General features: G+C 61.2%; 17 protein-coding genes. 14 read left to right on the top strand and 3 right to left on the bottom strand.

The features are described 5' to 3' along the window. Positions 1-110: 110 nt before the first annotated feature. From EJ079_RS22195 to EJ079_RS22155, 9 genes are all read left to right on the top strand, one after another. A complete protein-coding gene (locus EJ079_RS22195) occupies positions 111-686 on the top strand; it encodes a DUF4893 domain-containing protein (protein ID WP_127810167.1) in 576 nt (191 codons plus the stop codon). 93 nt (positions 687-779) lie between these two features. Beyond that, complete coding sequence (locus EJ079_RS22190; protein WP_127810166.1) at positions 780-1,559, top strand: formyl transferase; 780 nt, start codon at positions 780-782, stop codon at positions 1,557-1,559. 203 nt (positions 1,560-1,762) lie between these two features. Next, positions 1,763-2,065: a virulence factor gene (locus EJ079_RS22185; protein ID WP_023812316.1), complete on the top strand. Its 303-nt coding sequence runs from the start codon at positions 1,763-1,765 to the stop codon at positions 2,063-2,065. Continuing rightward, positions 2,058-2,696: a methylenetetrahydrofolate reductase C-terminal domain-containing protein gene (locus EJ079_RS22180; protein WP_127810165.1), complete on the top strand. Its 639-nt coding sequence runs from the start codon at positions 2,058-2,060 to the stop codon at positions 2,694-2,696. The genes EJ079_RS22185 and EJ079_RS22180 overlap by 8 nt, the downstream gene beginning before the upstream one ends. Continuing rightward, positions 2,693-3,784, top strand: coding sequence for a methylenetetrahydrofolate reductase (locus tag EJ079_RS22175; protein ID WP_127810164.1), 1,092 nt, complete (start codon positions 2,693-2,695; stop codon positions 3,782-3,784). Before EJ079_RS22180 ends, EJ079_RS22175 begins: the two co-directional genes overlap by 4 nt. Before the next feature lie 82 nt (positions 3,785-3,866). Beyond that, positions 3,867-4,841, top strand: a complete 975-nt coding sequence (locus EJ079_RS22170) for a methyltetrahydrofolate cobalamin methyltransferase (RefSeq protein WP_013531167.1) — start codon at positions 3,867-3,869, stop codon at positions 4,839-4,841. A 379-nt stretch (positions 4,842-5,220) separates the two neighbouring features. Continuing rightward, positions 5,221-7,311, top strand: a complete 2,091-nt coding sequence (locus tag EJ079_RS22165; RefSeq protein ID WP_127810163.1) for an ASKHA domain-containing protein — start codon at positions 5,221-5,223, stop codon at positions 7,309-7,311. Positions 7,312-7,499: 188 nt separating this feature from the next. Further along, positions 7,500-7,685, top strand: a complete 186-nt coding sequence (locus EJ079_RS22160; RefSeq protein WP_127258513.1) for a hypothetical protein — start codon at positions 7,500-7,502, stop codon at positions 7,683-7,685. Between the two features lie 232 nt (positions 7,686-7,917). Then, the gene (locus tag EJ079_RS22155) at positions 7,918-8,865 is read left to right on the top strand and encodes an alpha/beta hydrolase (RefSeq protein WP_127811385.1); all 948 of its coding nucleotides are present in this window, start codon (positions 7,918-7,920) and stop codon (positions 8,863-8,865) included. 26 nt (positions 8,866-8,891) lie between these two features. Here EJ079_RS22155 and EJ079_RS22150 read toward each other — a convergent pair whose 3' ends face one another. Next, the gene (locus EJ079_RS22150; RefSeq protein ID WP_013531163.1) at positions 8,892-9,791 is read right to left on the bottom strand and encodes a LysR substrate-binding domain-containing protein; all 900 of its coding nucleotides are present in this window, start codon (positions 9,789-9,791) and stop codon (positions 8,892-8,894) included. A 218-nt stretch (positions 9,792-10,009) separates the two neighbouring features. On the opposite strand from EJ079_RS22150, the gene EJ079_RS22145 reads away from it, so the two are divergent. The 5 genes from EJ079_RS22145 (at position 10,010) to EJ079_RS22120 (ending at position 12,803) form a co-directional block, all read left to right on the top strand. Beyond that, on the top strand, positions 10,010-10,195 hold the full coding sequence (locus EJ079_RS22145) for a hypothetical protein (RefSeq protein WP_032930657.1): 186 nt from the start codon (positions 10,010-10,012) through the stop codon (positions 10,193-10,195). A gap of 338 nt (positions 10,196-10,533) precedes the next feature. Continuing rightward, positions 10,534-10,668 carry a hypothetical protein gene (locus tag EJ079_RS34245; RefSeq protein ID WP_013531161.1) on the top strand — a complete coding sequence of 45 codons (135 nt, stop codon included), beginning with the start codon at positions 10,534-10,536 and terminating at the stop codon, positions 10,666-10,668. Positions 10,669-11,013: 345 nt separating this feature from the next. Further along, entirely contained in the window at positions 11,014-11,952 is a 939-nt protein-coding gene (locus EJ079_RS22130) for a GlxA family transcriptional regulator (protein ID WP_348625597.1), read from the top strand. A 72-nt stretch (positions 11,953-12,024) separates the two neighbouring features. Further along, positions 12,025-12,315: a DUF1778 domain-containing protein gene (locus EJ079_RS22125; protein ID WP_027034749.1), complete on the top strand. Its 291-nt coding sequence runs from the start codon at positions 12,025-12,027 to the stop codon at positions 12,313-12,315. Beyond that, positions 12,312-12,803 (top strand): GNAT family N-acetyltransferase, encoded by a 492-nt coding sequence (locus EJ079_RS22120; protein ID WP_127317913.1) that lies wholly within the window; start codon positions 12,312-12,314, stop codon positions 12,801-12,803. Before EJ079_RS22125 ends, EJ079_RS22120 begins: the two co-directional genes overlap by 4 nt. A 37-nt stretch (positions 12,804-12,840) precedes the next feature. On the opposite strand, the gene EJ079_RS22115 is transcribed toward EJ079_RS22120, so the two are convergent. Next, the gene (locus EJ079_RS22115) at positions 12,841-13,182 is read right to left on the bottom strand and encodes a peptidase inhibitor family I36 protein (protein ID WP_023812325.1); all 342 of its coding nucleotides are present in this window, start codon (positions 13,180-13,182) and stop codon (positions 12,841-12,843) included. 167 nt (positions 13,183-13,349) lie between these two features. Then, on the bottom strand, positions 13,350-14,198 hold the full coding sequence (locus tag EJ079_RS22110; RefSeq protein ID WP_127810162.1) for a DUF1194 domain-containing protein: 849 nt from the start codon (positions 14,196-14,198) through the stop codon (positions 13,350-13,352). Positions 14,199-14,201 lie beyond the last annotated feature (3 nt).

Here is a 14,201-nt window from a genome sequence, read left to right as displayed (position 1 = left end):
ATTCCTGACCCCGCTATGCTCCAACCCTGGGTGACAGGCCGCCGAGAACGGGTAAGTTGTGCGCCACAAGGCAACAGGCCCTCCAGCCATTCGAACGTGGAAACGCACCGATGACCCCTCGCCGCTTGATAGCCGTACTCGGCCTCCTCTGTTTCGCCCTGCCCGCTCATGCCGATGGCGACGTACAAAAACTCATCACCCCGGCCGACAAGAAGCGGCTCGACAATTATGGCGAGACGCGCAAGGCGGCGCTTGCCGAGGCGAAAGCCGGAGACGCGGCCGAGGTCAAGCAACTCGACGCCTTGCTGGCAAAACCGCTGGTGGCCTTTTCCGACAAGGACCTGACCGGCAATTGGCGGTGCCGCACCATCAAGGCCGGCGGGTCTTTGCCGCTCGTCATCTATGGCTGGTTCAAGTGCAAGGTGACCGACGACGGTTCCGGCTGGCGGCTGGAAAAGATCAGCGGCTCGCAGCGCACCAAGGGCCGCTTCTTCGATGATGGCGAGAAACGCGCGATCTATCTCGGCTCCTTCTATGTCAACGATGATCCGGCAAAGCCCTATGGCAGCGGCCCGCAGACCGACCAGGTCGGCTACGCCTTCCGCAACAGCGCCAAGGAATGGCGCATCGAATTTCCGGCGCCCTACTACGAATCGAAGCTCGATATCATCGAATTCAAGCGCTGACTGTGTATCGAAGGCTGATCACCAAGGATTAACCCGGACGCCCTAGCATCCCGACCATTATCAAGAACGGGTTGCTTGGAGGGGGCAAGATCCATGGCAGCATCAGAATCCAGCACGCGGATCGTGGTCGTCACCGGAGGCGGCCAGCATGTCTGGGCTATCGTCAACGCGATCACCGACCGCGTCGGCCCTGTCAGCGTCATCCTCGAAACGCCTGAATCCAAAAAGCAATTGCTTCGCGGCCGGGCTCGCCGCCAGGGCTGGATCTCCGCCATCGGCCAACTTGGCACGATGGTGCTCAGCAGACTGGGCAAACGGCTTCTCGCCAGCCATGCCGCCCGGCTGATTGCCGAGGGAAAGCTCGAGGTCGAGCCGCGGCGGGATCAGGAAATCATCCATGTCGCCTCAGCCAACGGGCCGGAATGCCTCGAAGCGATCAAGAAGATCCAGCCTGGCGTTGTCCTGCTTAATGGCTGCAGGCTGTTGTCGAAGGACATGCTTGCCCGGATGCCTTGCCCGGTGCTCAACTATCACGCCGGCATCACGCCGAAATACCGCGGCATGAACGGTGGCTACTGGGCGTTGACGTCAGGCGACCCGCAGAATTTCGGCACCACCGTGCATCTGGTCGATGCCGGCGTCGATACGGGCGCCGTGCTGAAACAGGTGCGCGGTCAACCGAAACGCGGCGACACCATCTCCAGCTATGCGTTGCGCCAGGCCGCGTTCTCGCGCGACATCTGCGTCGAGGCGGTCAGCGATGTTCTGGCCGGAAAAATCACCACCGTCGACCCCGGCCTGTCATCACAGCAATGGTATCACCCGACGATCTGGTTCTACGTCTGGACTGGCCTGAGAACCGGCATCTGGTAACGCGTTCCTCGTCCGGATCCGCATGCCGTGCGCCGGCTTTTCCGACGCGTCATACCGGGCGCCGGCAGACGCCGGAAACGAATAATCACACCTTTCATTTTACGACATCCAAATGCGTCGCTTTTGAATGCGCGCGCGTCGTCCCATAACAAGCGGCCCCACTGCGCTTCCGGCAATGCTCGCAGAACGAGGAGTGAGAATTCATGGCCGATCTGATCGTCGTCTACTGGCGCGACATCCCAGCCCAAATCATCGTCAAGAAGGGCCGGCAGAACGCCAAGCGCGAGCTGCCGCTGCGCTTCACCGAAGCGATCGACATGTGCGCGATGCGCACTGGCGCCGGCGGCACCGACGATTATCTGGCCGAATGGCGCAAGGCCGATCCCGTCCCGGTCGGCGATGACCTCGAAGCCGAGGTCGAGAAGGCATTCAACGATATCGACACGAAATACGACCGCGAGCGGCTGGTCGCCCTGGTCAAGGCAGGCGGCAAAGAAAATGTCTGAAACCATTCCTGCCAAGGATGGCCAAAGGGTTGTCCAGCCGGTTACCCAGGCCACTCTGGTCAAAAAGGCAGCGCCGAAATCCGACTACAAGCCGGCCGACGTATCGCCGCAGCGGCGCGTGCAGCGTTCCTTTGCGGTCAGATTATGGTCTGTGCGGCACTCGCGATTACTCGAATGGTTCTACGCCAAATTCGCCGACATGTTCCTGCTCCTCCATCCCTTGTGGAAGGGCATAGGTTACGGCCGCGTCGAAGGGCCGATCAAATTCGTCGAGAAGCGCGTCAAGGGCTTCATGTTCGACTGCCGCATGTGCGGCCAGTGCATATTGTCCTCGACAGGCATGTCGTGCCCGATGAACTGCCCCAAGCAATTGCGCAACGGTCCTTGCGGCGGCGTCCGCGCCAACGGCAATTGCGAGGTCGAGCCCGATATGCCCTGCGTCTGGGTCAAAGCCTGGGAAGGCTCGCAGAACATGGTGCACGGCGACAGGATCCTGACCGTGCAGAAGCCGGTCGACCAGTCGCTGCGCGAAACATCGGCCTGGCTGCGGGTGACCGCACAGGCGGCCACCGCACGCGAAGCGGCCGCTGCCGCCAAAAATGAGACGGCAAACACCGGGGCACCGGCATGATCGGACGCCAGATCGACGAGAACCCGGCCGGCATCCATCTGCCGCTCGAGCCACTGCCCGGCCACACTTCGCGCGGCCGGCTGGAGCGCGTCCTGCGGCGCGGCGAGTTCGCCGTCACCACCGAGCTCAACCCGCCCGACAGCGCCGATCCGGAAGACGTCTATAACCGCGCCAAGATCTTCGACGGCTGGGTCGATGCCATCAACGCCGTCGATGCATCCGGCGCCAATTGCCACATGTCGTCGGTCGGCATTTGCGCGCTTTTGACCCGCATGGGCTATGCGCCGATCATGCAGATCGCCTGCCGCGACAAGAACCGCATCGCCATCCAGGGCGACGTGCTGGGCGGGGCGGCAATGGGCGTCGCCAACATGCTTTGCCTCACCGGCGATGGCGTGCAGGCCGGCGACCAGCCCGGCGCCAAGCCGGTGTTCGACCTCGACTGCATGTCGCTCCTGGAAACCTGCCGCATCATGCGCGACAATGGCAAGTTCCTGTCCGGCCGCAAGCTGACGACGCCACCGCAGCTTTTCCTCGGAGCCGCGATCAACCCATTCGCGCCACCGATCGACTTCCGGCCGCATCGGCTGGGCAAGAAGATCGCCGCCGGCGCGCAATTCGTGCAGAGCCAGTATTGCTTCGACGTGCCGATGTTCCGCAGCTACATGCAAAAGGTGCGCGACCTCGGCTACACCGAAAAGTGCTTCATCCTGGTTGGCGTCGGGCCGCTGGCCTCGGCCAAAACGGCCAAGTGGATCCGCTCGAACGTGCCGGGCATCCATATTCCCGAGTCTGTCATCAAGCGGCTGGAAGGCGCCCAGGACCAGAAAAAGGAAGGCAAGCAACTCTGCATCGACATCATCAACGAGGTGAAGGAAATATCAGGCGTTTCCGGCGTCCATGTGATGGCCTACCGGCAGGAGGAATATGTCGCCGAGATCGTCGATGAATCGGGCGTGCTGAAGGGCCGCCAGCCGTGGAAACGTGAGATCCGCCGCGACGATCAGCTCGTCGCCGACCGGCTCGACAGCATCTTGCACGACGACATTACCGAAACGCAGGTGGACATGGTGAAGACCGCGCATTGACGGCGCGGACGGCCACCCATTCGCTTGAACGAAACCAGATAACGATATAAAGAAATCTTTATATCACGGCGGAGAGAATTCCATGACCCGTACCATCGTCGCCTCGGCGACACGAGAAATCATCATCGGCTTCGACCAGCCGTTCTGCGTGATCGGTGAACGCATCAACCCGACCGGCCGCAAGAAGCTGGCCGCCGAGATGATCGCGGGCAATTTCGAGACCGTCATCAGGGACGCATTGGAGCAGGCAGCGTGCGGCGCCACCATGCTCGACGTCAACGCCGGCGTTACATCTGTCAACCCGAACGAGACCGAACCCGGCCTTTTGGTGCAGACGCTGGAGATCGTGCAAGGGCTGGTCGACCTGCCGCTGTCGATCGACAGTTCCGTCACCGCCGCGATCGAAGCCGCACTCAAGGTTGCCAAGGGCCGTCCGCTGGTCAACTCCGTCACCGGTGAGGAAGAAAAGCTCGAAGCCATCCTGCCGCTGGTCAAGAAGTACAACGTGCCGGTCGTCGCCATCTCCAACGACGAGACCGGTATTTCAATGGATCCGGACGTGCGTTTCGCCGTCGCCAAGAAGATCGTCGAGCGCTGCGCCGATTTCGGCATTCCGGCGCATGACGTCGTCGTCGACCCGCTGGTGATGCCGATCGGCGCGCTGGGCGATGCCGGCCGCCAGGTCTTCGCGCTGCTGCGCCGCCTGCGTGAAGAGCTCAAGGTCAACACCACCTGTGGCCTGTCCAACATCTCGTTCGGCCTGCCGCATCGCCATGGCATCAACGCTGCCTTCATTCCGATGGTTATCGGCGCCGGCATGACCTCGGCCATCATGAACCCGGTGCGCCCGCAGGAAATGGAAGCCGTGCGCGGCGCGAATGTGCTGAACGGCACCGACGAGAACTGCACCAACTGGATCCGCACCTATAAGGATTACAAGCCGGCCGAAGGCGGCCAGGCCGTTGCCGCCCCGACGCAAGTCAATGCGCCGGGCGACGGCGCCGGCAATGGCGGCCGCCGCCGTGGCGGCCGTGAAGCCCGGATGGGCCGAGGATAAGCGCGCAAGGACAAAGTTTTCTTGACAGACCAAGAGCGAAAAAGACTTGGAATACCGGACTGGAAGATAGGTCTGCGCGTAGCTTTTTGTTGCGTATTCATGCTTCTGGTTGGCTCTTACGCCTTCGGATATAAGAGTCATGAGTACCTGCGATATTTTGATCTGTGTATCTACGCGACGTGCATAATAATGGTTGCACTGATTGTCGCGCCGCTATTGCTGAGCACAATTCCCACAAGGATGTTGGACCAGCAGAGGTTAGACAATTTCTCCATATTTTGGCTCCGGTGGTACCCCTTGCCGCTCATCGCCTCTTTTCTGGCAAGCCTCGCATATGTGAAATCTTTTCCCAGTGCCGGCTTCGTCGAGTAATGAAAACATGAACTCACCTGCCAACATCACCGACCCGCTCGTGCTGTTCATGCCGTCCGGCAAGCGCGGGCGTTTTCCTGTCGGCACGCCGGTGCTCGATGCCGCGCGCCAGCTCGGCGTCTACGTAGAAAGCGTCTGCGGCGGACGCGCCACTTGCGGACGCTGCCAGATCGAAGTGCAGGAAGGCAATTTCGCCAAGCACAAGATCACCTCCTCCAACGACCACATCACGCCCAAGGGCGCCAAGGAAGAGCGCTATGAGCGCGTCCGTGGCCTGCCCGAACGACGCCGCCTCTCCTGCTCGGCGCAGATTCTCGGCGACCTCGTCATCGACGTGCCGCAGGACACGGTCATCAACGCGCAGACCATCCGCAAGGATGCCGACACCAGGGTGATCGCCCGCGATTCAGCGATCCGCATGTGCTATGTCGAGATCGAAGAACCCGACATGCACAAGCCGCTTGGCGATCTCGACCGGCTGAAGATCGCGCTGATGCACGATTGGGGCCTAAAAAGCCTTGATTTCGATTTTTATCTGCTGCCGCAGGTGCAAGGTATCCTGCGCAAGGGCAACTGGACCGCGACCGCCGCCATCTACAAGGATGCCGATTCGGAGACCGCGCGCGTCGTAGCACTTTGGCCCGGCCTCAAGAACGAGGCCTACGGTCTCGCCTGCGACATCGGCTCGACCACCATCGCCATGCATCTGGTGTCGCTGCTGTCGGGCCGCGTCGCCGCCTCCTCCGGCACCTCGAACCCGCAGATCCGCTTCGGCGAGGATCTGATGAGCCGCGTCTCCTATGTGATGATGAATCCTGACGGCCGCGAAGGCATGACGGTCGCCGTGCGTGAGGCAATCTCCGGGCTGGTCGACAAGGTCTGCGCCGAAGGCAATGTCCAGCGCAACGACATCCTGGACAGCGTCTTCGTCGGCAATCCGATCATGCACCATCTGTTCCTCGGCATCGATCCGACCGAGCTTGGCGGCGCGCCCTTTGCGCTGGCCGTTTCGGGCGCTGTGCACATCAAGGCATCCGACATCGGCCTGAAGCTCAACCAGGGCGCCAGGCTCTACATGCTGCCTTGCATCGCCGGCCATGTCGGAGCGGACGCGGCGGCGGTGACGCTGTCGGAAGGCCCGCATCGCCAGGACGAGATGATGCTGATCGTCGATGTCGGTACCAATGCCGAGATCGTACTCGGCAATCGCCAGCGTGTGGTTGCGGCCTCCTCGCCCACAGGCCCTGCCTTCGAGGGTGCCGAAATCTCCGGCGGCCAGCGCGCAGCACCGGGCGCCATCGAGCGTGTGCGCATCGATCCCGATACACTGGAACCAAAATACCGCGTCATCGGCTCTGAGCTGTGGTCCGACGAGCCGGGCTTCCTGGAAAGCGTCCAGGCAACCGGCGTCACCGGCATCTGCGGTTCCGGCATCATCGAAGTGGTGGCGGAGATGTATCTCGCCGGCATCATTTCCGAGGACGGCGTCATCGACGGCGGGCTTTCGGCCCGTTCGCCGCGCGTCACCGCCAACGGCCGCACCTTCTCCTACGTGCTGAAGGAAGGCTCTGCCGCATTGACGGAAGATGGGCCGAAGATCACCATCACCCAGACCGATGTGCGCGCCATTCAGCTTGCCAAGGCAGCGCTTTATGCCGGCACCAAGCTGTTGATGGAAAAGCAGAACACCGAGCATGTCGACCGCATCCATTTCGCCGGCGCTTTCGGCTCCTTCATTGATCCGAAATACGCCATGGTGCTGGGTCTGATCCCAGATTGCGATCTCGACAAGGTTTCGGCAGTCGGCAACGCTGCCGGTGCCGGTGCGCGCATGGCGCTGCTCAACCGCGGCTATCGCCGCGAGATCGAGGACACGGTCAGCAAGATCGAGAAGATCGAGACGGCGCTGGAGCCCAAATTCCAGGAGCATTTCGTCTACGCCATGGCGCTGCCCAACAAGGTCGATCCGTTCCCGAAACTGTCGGCGGCGGTAAAACTGCCGCCGCGCAAGACGGTCAGCGAGGACGGCGTTGCCGGCGACGCCGCTCCGCGACGGCGTTCGCGCGAAGGCCACGCCGCCAGGCGTGGACGGGAATAAGCGGCCGCGCCCAGGTCACGGCCTTTCCAAACTCATTTGCATGCAAATGTTTCCGGATCGCCTGATCCGGAAACCAAAAAGCTGTTTTCGTGAAATTCGCCAGATACATGGCAGGCGCATTCAACCGGCATCGAATGGCAGGCTGGAGATATCTTTCCAGCCGCCGCAACGCTCCAGAGGAGACAACGATGTCAATGCTCGAAAGCCTCGGCCGCTATGGCACGGCCATCAAGAATGCTCACGACCGCAGCAAGGCGCGACGCCTGTTGAACAGCCTGCCGCCCGAAATCCAGAAGGATATCGGCTGGCCGGTATCGCCGCGATCCAGCGAAAAGGCCGCACTTATCAACACGATCTGGAGCGCCGCGCGCTGATGACCTTCGCCGACAAATGCAAATTGCTCGGCATGCGTCGGGGATCTCGCATGTCCCCGGCGACCACCAGCAACCGGCTGCGTGCCGCACTTCTACCACGTCGCTGAGCACCGCGGCGCGGATCACACCACCGTGTAGATACGGCGCAAATCTTGACATTTTCGGCCACGGCACGATCTTCGAAGATAGTGGGGGTTCTCTTAGTCGGCTTTGCCGAAGTTCGTGTATTCGCATGCCAAGTTTGAAAAGCCATGTCGTGTCTTTCGTCCTGCGGCACAGCCGCAAGCAGGCATTTGCCAGTCCGGAAAATTTGCAGCGCTGGATCGCGGCCGCGCGCAAGACCGAGAACCACCGCCCGCCCGCCTCGTTGCATCAGCGTCTCGACATCGAGATGCATACGGTCGATGGCTTCCCCGTCTACGAAATCGCACCCAGGACCGGCGAGCAGAAGCGGATTCTCTACTTGCACGGCGGTGCCTATGTCTTTGAAATCACACCCTATCATTGGCACCTGATCGCCGAGATGGCGGATCGGCTGGGCTACGGGATCACGGTGCCGATCTATCCAATCGCTCCCGAACACGATTTCCATGCCATGTTCGGAATGGTTGGCGATGTCTACCGGCAGATGCTCGCCGAGACGGAAGCCGAAGACATCGTCTTCATGGGCGATTCCGCCGGCGGCAATATGGCTGTGGTGCTGACCATGATGGTCGCCGAAGAAGGACTGCCCCTGCCGTCGCGGCATGTGCTCATTTCGCCGGGTCTCGACGTGTCGCTCACCAACCCCGCAGTGTTCGAGGCGGAACGCAACGACCCTTGGCTGGGCATAGCTGGCGGAAGGGAGGCGATTCGCCTGTACAGTGCCGGCATCGATCCCAGCGACTGGCACATCAGCCCGGTCTATGGAGATTTGTCCGTGCTGCCAAGAACGCTGCTTTTGACCGGCTCGCGCGATCTTTTGACTCCCGACAATCTGATCTTCGCCGAAAAAGCCCGCGCAGCCGGCGTTGAAATCGATCTTGTCTATGAGGAAGGCATGTTCCACGTCTGGCCGCTGATTGACATGCCGGAAGCCCGGCGCGCCCGCGAGCGCATCGTCGCCTTTCTCGGGGAGAGCCAGATCGTGCACGATACGAGAGTAAGGCCTGAACAGCGCCCCGCCGAAGCGGCGGAGTAGCTTTATACTATCGTCCTACCAGCCGGTCAGAACTTGCCGGTTTCCCGGAAGACTTCGAAAGTCGCGCGGATGTGGTCGGCAACGGCCTTGACCGGGGCACTGGCATCCGGCGCCACCACCATTGCCAGATTGTAGGTCCCGATGTCGGGCATGCCGTCCTTCGGGCAGAGTTCGACCATGTCATTGCCGAGGAACGACTTCGGCAATGGCGCCACGGCGAGATCGGACATGATCGCGGCGCGCTGGCCGGCCGTGTGTGCGCTCATATAGGCGATGCGGTAGTTGCGGCCCTCGCGGCCAAGCGCGTCGAGCGCGCCGGCACGCCAGGCGCAGCCCTCTTCCCACAGCGATACCGGCAGCGGCTCGCGCAGATGCGCGCAGCCGCCCTTGGCACCGGCCCAGACGATCGGCTCGGTCAGCAGCACCTCGGCGCCGAGCGCGCTGGTCTTGTAGGAATTGGTCAGCAGCGTGATGTCGAGCGCCCGGTCGTCCATGCGCCGGCGCAGATTGCTGCTCTGGTCGATGGTGACGTCGACGGCGATCGACGGATGCGACTGCGCGAAACGCTTCAACACATGCGGCAGCACGCGCTCACCGTAATCGTCCGGCGAGCCAAGCCGCACCACACCGACAATCTCGGGAATGATGAACTTCGACACCACCTCGCGATTGATGGACAGCAGCCGGCGGGCATAGCCGAGCAGCATCTCGCCGTCCGTCGTCAGCGACACCGAGCGAGCGTCGCGCGCGAACACGGAGCGGCCGAGAATGTCCTCGAGCTTCTTGATCTGCATGGAAACGGCTGACGGCGTGCGGAACACGGCATTGGCGGCGGTGGTGAAGCTGCCGGTCTCGGCAATCGCCACGAACGTGCGCAAAACATCGAGATCGAGCAGCGGCAGCGGATGATTGAGCGGGGCGTTCATGGCAACCGACCTTCAATTTTTCTGATACAAAACATCATTCCATTTCGTTTGATTGAACATCAGATTGGGAGGATAGTCAACTCCATCGAAGCAGTAGCTGCCACAAGCAGCCATGAAACGACCTCGACACAGACCTGCATTCGACACGAAATGAAGTTGAAACAAACCCGCAGTAGCCAACTCGCTGTCTGGCACTCGCCAACCCAAAGGAGAAAGAGATGTCTATCCTGTCGTCCCTTGGTCGCATCGCGACCGAATTCAGCGCGGCGCGCGCCCGCTACCAGACTGAACGCGCTATCCGCTCCCTGCCGATCGAACTGCAGAAGGACATCGGCTGGCCTGAAGCTTCCGATACCAAGACCGGTACTCGCAACGGCGTCGGATCCTGGGCTGGAGCAAAGTAGATCGTGTGTACCATGTGCTGAAGGCCTGCCGCGCAAACCGCCCGGCAGGCCTTCTCTATTTTATTTGCACTCAAATGAATTTTTAGAGCCATGTTTCCAGCGCATGACGCATATGAGAAAGCCGCATAGCAGCCCTCTTTTCAATTAATCCCTTGTAAATAATCGTAAATTTTGGGCACCTTGCCCAAATCTGTCGCAACCGATGTCGCATTCCATATCAAGCGCTTCGCTTTTGCGATTTAGTTTCTGCTTACACAAGCCTATATCGGCGCCAGCAAACGAGCTGCCCCACTCCATCAAGCGAAGGCGACCCGTCTGAGCAACAAATGGAGATGATTATGAAGCTTTTTGCACGCCTCTTTGCCCGCCGCGAAATGAACCTGACCACCGCTCTCGAGCGTCAGCGTCTCGCCAACACTATGCCCGGCCAGACCGGCGCCATGAATGCGGCGCGCCTCGGCTTCGTCGCCTGAAGATTTTTAGGGGCAGCGCATCCCTGCCGCTGCTTTAAAACTGTAACGCCGCCTGGCTCCAGCCAAGGCGGCGTTTTTGTTTTGCGCGCAGACTGTACGTTGCCCGTTGCTTGAACAGTTCACGTCACTTCCAGGGCTCGCTGCACGCCGATTGCCCATTTGCGACCCATGTCGCAAATTTAATCTTGTCGTAGCGGCGTAGCCATTGACAGACATGGTTTTTCCTGATGTCGCTATGCTATTCGCGACATCCTGTTCGCGCCGTGGCTGTGTGAGGTTCCCTTGAACGCCGTAAAGCATCCGATCAAGCGATCGTTTGTATTCTTCCTTATTCCCGATTTCACCATGATCGCTTTTGCAACCGCGCTCGACCCGCTGCGCTCGGCCAATCGCATGCTCGGCTACGAGGCCTATCGCTGGCGCCTCGCCAGCATCGACGGCAAGCCGGTGCGCGCCTCGAACGGGGTCGAATGCGCGGTCAACACCTCGCTCGAGGACGAGCGCAAGAAGATGGCAGGCCCCGACCGGCCGAACATGGCCATCGTCTGCAGCGGCATCAATGTCGAGCGCTATCAGAACAAGTCCGCCTTCGCCTGGCTGCGCGAGGAATACAATCGCGGCGTCGCCGTCGGCGGCCTGTGCACCGGCGCGCATATCCTCGCCGCCGCCGGGCTTCTGTCCAACAAGCGCTGCGCCATCCACTGGGAGAACCTGCCGGGCTTTTCCGAAGCGTTCCCGAAGGCCAACGTCTTTGCCGACCTCTTCGAGATCGACCAGAACATCTACACCTGCGCCGGTGGCACCGCCGCACTCGACATGATGCTGAAGCTGATCGGCGACGACTTTGACGAGAACCTCGTCAACCGCGTCTGCGAGCAGGTGCTGACCGACCGCGTGCGCAGCCCAACCGACCGCCAGCGCCTGCCACTTCGCGCCCGCCTCGGCGTCCAGAACTCGAAAGTGCTGACCATCATCGAACTGATGGAGGGCAATCTGTCGGAGCCGCTGTCACTGATCGAGATCGCCGACCATGTCGACCTGTCGCGCCGCCAGATCGAACGGCTGTTCCGCACCGAGATGGGCCGCTCCCCCGCCCGCTATTATCTGGAAATCCGGCTCGACCGCGCCCGACATCTGCTGATCCAGTCGTCGATGCCGGTGGTCGAGGTGGCGGTCGCCTGCGGCTTCGTCTCGGCCTCGCATTTCTCCAAATGCTACCGAGAACTCTACGCCCGCTCGCCGCAACAGGAGCGCGTCGACCGCAAGCAGCTGCTGGCGGCCTGATCCGATATCCCTTAGAGAATTGTCATGACATTGTCTGGCAAAATGTGATATCCTTATGTCGAAAGGTGTCACATGACCACGAGAACGACTCGATCCGAAAAACTGGACTTGCGTCTTACCGTCGAAGCAAAGCGGACGCTCGCGACCGCAGCCGCCGTTGAACGCCGTTCGCTGAGTGATTTTGTCCTTGAAAGTGCACTTGGGCGCGCCGAGGAAACACTGGCGGACCGACACAGCTTCTCCCTCGACGCAGAAAAATGGGCTGCGTTCATGGCGGCGCTGGATGCCCCCACGCGAGATCTTCCGCGCCTGAAGCGCCTGCTGAGTGAACCGAGCATCTTTTCCGGCCGCGATCCAGCGTGAGCCGGTTTCGTATCGAGAAACTGGCTCGCACGCATCTGGTGGATGTGTTCGATTGCGGCGAACTGCCGCTCAACAGGTTTCTCGCCAGGTACGCACTTCAAAACCAGCAAGCAAATGCTTCGCAAACCTATATTGGTCTCTCCGGCGAAGATGTGGTCGGCTTCTATACGCTCGTGGTTGGTGAAGTCGCCTATGATGGTGCGCCCGAGCGGTTGACGAAAGGCCTTGCGCGCCATCCGGTTCCGATAATGCTGCTGGCGCGTCTCGCGGTCAGCCTGAACTGGCAGGGCAAAGGCGTTGGCGGCGGAATGCTGCGCGATGCCATCCTGCGCAGCCTGCAGGCGGCTGACATTGCAGGCATCCGCGCGGTGACCGTACATGCCAAGGATCACAACGCCCGCGCCTTTTACGAGCGTTATGGTTTCATTCAATCCCCAACCGACCCGCTACACCTCTATGTGCTTGTAAAGGATTTACGGAACCTTTGAGGCACACGTAATCGGTCTGCGCTCCGCCGCCTGAACCTCAGTAGTCGTCGCAGGTGCATTCCGCCGAGGAGATACGGTCGTTCCAGTCACTGCCGCCCAAATTGCGGATCCTGCGCGTGATCTCGATCGAGCGGCCGCCCATCCGAGAATCCTCATAGGCCACGAGCGTGCAGCCGCGGCGAACGATCACCGACGACACACGGTCATTCCAAAACTGGCCGCCACGAAAATTTACGGAATCCTCGGCACCCATGCCGATGGACCGCCCGCGAAAATTCCCGTTCTCGAACATGATGCAGGCAGCCTGGTTGTATTGGGCGCTGGCGACGTCGGCATAAAGCACAGACGCGACTGCGGTCAGGATGGCAAGACGTCTCATCGGTGTTTCCTCGGTTTGGCCGCGCTCCTGGCTGGATCACGCGGCCCGCCCAGTTTGCCACTGCTTCGGTAGCGGAGGCAAGCCTGGAGCGTAAGCCCGAACAGGTAGGCAGCGGGGCAAGAATGGGAGCCGGTTCGGCCAAAGATCACGCTCAACGGAGAAGAGCTTTAGCGGCTGTCGAACATCCAACTGCGGTTTCGCCACATTTTCTCACCGACCAGACAGTCGGTGGTGGACCTCTCCTGCGCTAATATCACCGGCGGATGCGCGGCTTCTTCCGCCGCCCATTGCGGCGAGGCCGGACCGGCGAGTTCCAGCACCAGCTTGCGGCGAATGGCTTCGGGAAACTGCGTCCAGTCATTGACCGGGATCATGAAGGCTCCGGGACCACCAATGACGCAGTCGCTGTAGTAGCGATCGAGATTGCTGACGTCGTAGGCGCCGGAAAAACCGCCTCGCGTCATCAGCGGCAGGCCATTGATGACGATGCCTTGCTTGATCAGCCCGTCGCGGGTCAGATTGACCGGCGCACCCTGGTTGTTGGGGCCGTCGCCCGAAATGTCGATGACCCGCTTCGTGCCCCGGTAGCCGCTTTCGGCGAACAGGTCGTTGCCGAACTCCAGCGCTCCGGAGATCGAGGTGCGCCGCGCGCTATTGGGCGGCTGCGCCGACAACTGCGCGACCACGCGCTCGGCGTCGGTGCGGCTGGCGATCACCGTCCACGGCACGATGACGCGCTGCCAGGTGGTGCCGGCCCATTCGACGTAGGTAACGGCGATCTTGCCATAGGCCCCATCGGCAATGGCTTGCAGCACATTGTCGTGCGTCAGCGCCGCTGCGTAGCCATGACGCTGGATCTCGAGCTCTTCCGGTGACATCGACAGCGATACATCGACGGCCAGCACCAGCTCGACATCGACGGGCTCGTCAGCAAGGGACGCCGGCGCCAACCAAAGCGTCAGCGCGAACGCGGCACAGCCCGAAAGCAAATGTCTAGCACAGGCAAAAGCAGACATTCC

It is taken from the genome of Mesorhizobium sp. M7A.F.Ce.TU.012.03.2.1 (assembly GCF_004006095.1).
In the GTDB taxonomy this organism is placed as follows: domain Bacteria; phylum Pseudomonadota; class Alphaproteobacteria; order Rhizobiales; family Rhizobiaceae; genus Mesorhizobium.
This window is presented reverse-complemented; position numbering and strand designations above follow the sequence as displayed.

What these genes read in the sequence shown, in the direction of transcription:
- EJ079_RS22165 (WP_127810163.1), top strand. Translation starts at nt 5,221, where the DNA reads ATGAACTCACCTGCCAACATCACCGACCCGCTCGTGCTGTTCATGCCG.
- EJ079_RS22110 (WP_127810162.1), bottom strand. Translation starts at nt 14,198, where the DNA reads ATGTCTGCTTTTGCCTGTGCTAGACATTTGCTTTCGGGCTGTGCCGCG.
- EJ079_RS34245 (WP_013531161.1), top strand. Translation starts at nt 10,534, where the DNA reads ATGAAGCTTTTTGCACGCCTCTTTGCCCGCCGCGAAATGAACCTGACC.
- EJ079_RS22195 (WP_127810167.1), top strand. Translation starts at nt 111, where the DNA reads ATGACCCCTCGCCGCTTGATAGCCGTACTCGGCCTCCTCTGTTTCGCC.
- EJ079_RS22130 (WP_348625597.1), top strand. Translation starts at nt 11,014, where the DNA reads ATGATCGCTTTTGCAACCGCGCTCGACCCGCTGCGCTCGGCCAATCGC.
- EJ079_RS22125 (WP_027034749.1), top strand. Translation starts at nt 12,025, where the DNA reads ATGACCACGAGAACGACTCGATCCGAAAAACTGGACTTGCGTCTTACC.
- EJ079_RS22150 (WP_013531163.1), bottom strand. Translation starts at nt 9,791, where the DNA reads ATGAACGCCCCGCTCAATCATCCGCTGCCGCTGCTCGATCTCGATGTT.
- EJ079_RS22160 (WP_127258513.1), top strand. Translation starts at nt 7,500, where the DNA reads ATGTCAATGCTCGAAAGCCTCGGCCGCTATGGCACGGCCATCAAGAAT.
- EJ079_RS22180 (WP_127810165.1), top strand. Translation starts at nt 2,058, where the DNA reads ATGTCTGAAACCATTCCTGCCAAGGATGGCCAAAGGGTTGTCCAGCCG.
- EJ079_RS22175 (WP_127810164.1), top strand. Translation starts at nt 2,693, where the DNA reads ATGATCGGACGCCAGATCGACGAGAACCCGGCCGGCATCCATCTGCCG.
- EJ079_RS22190 (WP_127810166.1), top strand. Translation starts at nt 780, where the DNA reads ATGGCAGCATCAGAATCCAGCACGCGGATCGTGGTCGTCACCGGAGGC.
- EJ079_RS22170 (WP_013531167.1), top strand. Translation starts at nt 3,867, where the DNA reads ATGACCCGTACCATCGTCGCCTCGGCGACACGAGAAATCATCATCGGC.
- EJ079_RS22145 (WP_032930657.1), top strand. Translation starts at nt 10,010, where the DNA reads ATGTCTATCCTGTCGTCCCTTGGTCGCATCGCGACCGAATTCAGCGCG.
- EJ079_RS22185 (WP_023812316.1), top strand. Translation starts at nt 1,763, where the DNA reads ATGGCCGATCTGATCGTCGTCTACTGGCGCGACATCCCAGCCCAAATC.
- EJ079_RS22115 (WP_023812325.1), bottom strand. Translation starts at nt 13,182, where the DNA reads ATGAGACGTCTTGCCATCCTGACCGCAGTCGCGTCTGTGCTTTATGCC.
- EJ079_RS22155 (WP_127811385.1), top strand. Translation starts at nt 7,918, where the DNA reads ATGCCAAGTTTGAAAAGCCATGTCGTGTCTTTCGTCCTGCGGCACAGC.